We start from the raw sequence: 3,381 nt of genomic DNA, 5'->3' as shown, positions 1-3,381 counted from the left end.
CCGCCGATCGCACCGCCGAGGAGGACGCCGGCGCCGGAGAGCACCAGCCCGTCGACCGCGATGAGGCCGACGAGGTTCGGGGCGGCGAGGTAGCCGGCACCCGCACCGATCAGGAACCCGGTCAGCGTCACGGCGTACACGGAGACCGCCGCGCCGACGAACGCGAGCAGGAGCCCGGCGACGACGACCCCGATGTCGAGTGGCGTAACCATACGGCCACGTGTGCGGTGGGTGGACTTAAAAGGTCACGACCGAGGCGGGAACGGTGTACGACCGAGCGCGCTCGCCGAGCGGATCACCGCCGACGCCGCCCTGCCTGCCGGTCGATGTAGCGCGTGTAGCCGCCGACCGAGAGCCCGAAGCCGAGGACGACGAGCGTGAAGCCGGCGAGTCTGGTGGTCCCGATCGTCATCACTGTGAGAATGACGCCGAACACGAACGCGAACACGCCGGTCACGACGACGCCCACGTCGAGAAGCGGCGACGGCTGTACCGTCTCACAGTGGGGGCAGAACCGGGCGTCCTTCGGGATCGGCTCGTGGCACTCGACACAACGGACGCGATCGCGGGGCACGGCCGTCGTTGGTGTCGGGGTAACTTATATACTCCAGTCCGGAGTGCCGGAAGTCGGTTCAGCGACTGCCGATGGGGAGTGCCGGCCGGTCGACCCCACGGATCTCGAACCGCGCCCCGCCCGTCTCGGAGTTCGTGGCCCGGATCTCCCAACCGTGAGCGTTGGCGATCTCCTTGACGATGGCGAGTCCGAACCCGGTGTTACCCTCGGTCCCGCTCTTTCCCGGTTCCGAACAGTCCGTCACGGACCTCCTCGGGGACCCCCGGACCGTCGTCCGCGAGGTAGAAACCGTCCTCGAGGTCGCCGACGTGGACCGTAACGCTGTGGCTGTCGGTCGTCTGCCCGTGTGCCAAGCTGTCGTCGGGCTTCGTTCGACCGCTTGTGGACCCGTGCTCGACGCTGTCACCGGACTGCGTCCGGTTGCTCGTGGACCCGTGTTCCACGCTGTTGCGCATGAGGTTCTCGAAGAGGTTCCGGAGTCGTGCGGGGTCCGCGGAGACGGTTCGGTCGGCGAGCACTTCGAGCACCGCGTCACCCGTGTCGACCGTCTCCCAGCTGTCAGCCGCGATCTCGGCGAGTTCGACGGGTTCGGGGTCGCCGACGCTCTCCCCCTCGCGGGCCAGCGTGAGGGTGTGTTCGACGATCGACTCCATCCGGTCGAGAGCGTCGGCCGCGGCGTCGAGGTGTTCGGAGTCCGTCGCCGCACGGGCGAGGTCCACGCGGCCCTGTGCGACGTTGAGCGGGTTCCGAAGGTCGTGGCTCACGATGCCGGCGAACTCGTCGAGCCGTTCGTTCTGCCGCCGGAGCGCCGCCTCGCGCTCCTTGAACGCCGTGATATCCTCTTGGAAGCCGACCCAGCCGGTCACGTCGCCGTCGTCCTCCTCGCGGATCGGGGCGACGCTGACGCGGTTCCAGAACTCGGTGCCGTCCTTGCGGTAGTTCAACAGCTCGACGGTAGCGGGCACCTCGGCGTCGATCGCCTCGCGGAGCCGTTGTACGGGCTCCTCATCGGTGTCCGGTCCCTGAAGGAACCGGCAGTTGACGCCGATCGCCTCGTCGCGGCCGTATCCGGTCATCTCGACGAACTCGTCGTTGACGTACGTCATCGGGTTGTCCGGCAGCGTCGGGTCCGTGATCGTGATACCGACCGGCGCCTCCTCCAACGCCCGGCGTTTCGTCTGGAACTCCTCACGCTCTTTGACCTCCTCGGAGATGTTTCGGAGGATCCCGACGCTCCCGTCGAACTCCTCGCCCTCGTACGGTAACACCGCCATGTGGTCACGACACGGGATCGGGTCTCCCTCCTTCGGGATGATGTCCACGCGAAACCGCTGGAGGTCCGGCCCTGAACTGGACAGGATCGACCCGAGCCGCTCCTCGGCCTCCCGGACGGCCGGGTCGTCCTTTATCAGTCCCGGCTTGCTACCGATGATCTCCTCGCGATCGTAGCCGGTCAGCTCGGCGAACGGCTCGTTGACGTACTCGAACGTTCCCGTCTCGTCGACGACGTAGATCGGGTAGCCGAGCGCCTTCAGAACCGTCGAGTAGCGTTCGGCCGCTTGCTGCGTTCGATACTCCGTCGCAGCCTGATCCACCCGGTTCGCGAGCCGCTGGAGCTGTTCGGGGCCGCCCTTCTGGAAGTAGCCGGTGACGCCAGCGTTGATCGCCCGGCTCGCGATCTCCTCGCTCCCCTTGCCGGTGTACAACACGAACGGGACCTTCGGGTGGTCCTCGCGCAACGCCTCGAAGAGCGAGAGCCCGTTCATCCCGGGCATGTCGTAGTCGCTGACGAGACAGTCGAACGACTCCCCGTCGATCCGCTCCAGCGCCGTTTCCGGGTCGGTCACGCTCGTCACCGACACCGACTCCAGCTCCCGTTCGAAGTACGCCTCGGCGAGATCCAACACCGAGGGGTCGTCGTCGACGTGTAACACGTCGATCCGTTCGCTCATACCGGACACACACGGCGACACAATAAACGCGTATCGGCCCGAGTATCAGGGTTGGATCCGGTCGGCGACGCGACGCCGCCCCGGGCCCGACGACCCCCTGCTCACACGTCACGGCTCCGCCGTCGTTTCACCTCCACTCCGCGTGGCGCGCGCTTAAGGGCACGGCCCACCGATCGGCGACCGATGAACGGCGGGACGCTCCCCGGGATGGACGACGCACACGGGCCGGCGGATAGCGGCCCGGACCGCGTCGTGTTCCACGTGGACATGGACTGTTTTTACGCGTCCTGTGAGCGGTTGCGCGAGCCCGAACTCCGCGGCGAGCCCCTCGTCGTCGGGATGGGGTACGAGCCCGGGGAGACCGCCGGCGCGGTCGCGACCGCGAGCTACGAGGCTCGCGAGTTCGGCGTCGAGAGCGCCATGCCCATCTCCGAGGCGCTCGAACTGCTGCCGCGGCGGGCGGGGGCGGGCGAGGGAACTGGCTGTGAGGCGACGGACGACGGCAAGGAGCCCGGAACGGGGGAGACGGAGCCCGGAACGGGGGGGACGGAGACCGGCCGCTACCGCCCCGTCGATCTCGAGTTCTACGAGTCGGTCGCCAGCGAGGTCAAAGCGGTGTTGCACGACTGCGCCGACGTCGTCCGCGAGGTGAGCATCGACGAGGCGTATCTCGACGTCACCGACCGAACCGCATGGGACGCCGTCGATGCGGGAAACGGGTCGGATCCCGACGGCGACGACGGCCCCGCACCGAGCACCGCGGCGGGGCCGGCCGACGCCCGGACGGTGGCCGAGGGGTACGCGAGACACGTCAAAGACCGGATCGAGCGGGAGGCCGGCGTTCCCGCGAGCGTC

The 3,381-nt window shown here is 68.2% G+C and carries 4 protein-coding genes and 1 pseudogene; 1 reads left to right on the top strand and 4 read right to left on the bottom strand.

The features are described from left to right. The 4 genes and pseudogenes from ACFQEU_RS13235 to ACFQEU_RS13220 all read right to left on the bottom strand — a co-directional run. Positions 1–212 (bottom strand): annotated as a pseudogene (locus ACFQEU_RS13235) (phosphate ABC transporter permease); the annotation flags it as partial. Positions 213–295: 83 nt separating this feature from the next. Then, a complete protein-coding gene (locus ACFQEU_RS13230; RefSeq protein WP_379782891.1) occupies positions 296–574 on the bottom strand; it encodes a zinc ribbon domain-containing protein in 279 nt (92 codons plus the stop codon). A gap of 58 nt (positions 575–632) precedes the next feature. Then, complete coding sequence (locus ACFQEU_RS13225) at positions 633–818, bottom strand: sensor histidine kinase (RefSeq protein ID WP_379782889.1); 186 nt, start codon at positions 816–818, stop codon at positions 633–635. Next, positions 775–2,526, bottom strand: a complete 1,752-nt coding sequence (locus ACFQEU_RS13220) for a PAS domain S-box protein (protein WP_379782887.1) — start codon at positions 2,524–2,526, stop codon at positions 775–777. The genes ACFQEU_RS13225 and ACFQEU_RS13220 overlap by 44 nt, the downstream gene beginning before the upstream one ends. Positions 2,527–2,709: 183 nt before the next feature. Between ACFQEU_RS13220 and ACFQEU_RS13215 the strand changes: the two genes are divergently transcribed. After that, positions 2,710–3,381: Y-family DNA polymerase (locus tag ACFQEU_RS13215; protein ID WP_465261150.1), on the top strand; the 672-nt coding region annotated here is incomplete at its 3' end.

This window comes from Halorubrum tibetense (genome assembly GCF_042661865.1).
GTDB classification, from domain to species: domain Archaea; phylum Halobacteriota; class Halobacteria; order Halobacteriales; family Haloferacaceae; genus Halorubrum; species Halorubrum tibetense.
Note: the sequence above shows the minus strand (reverse complement) of the source record. Positions and strands in the feature narration are given on the sequence as shown.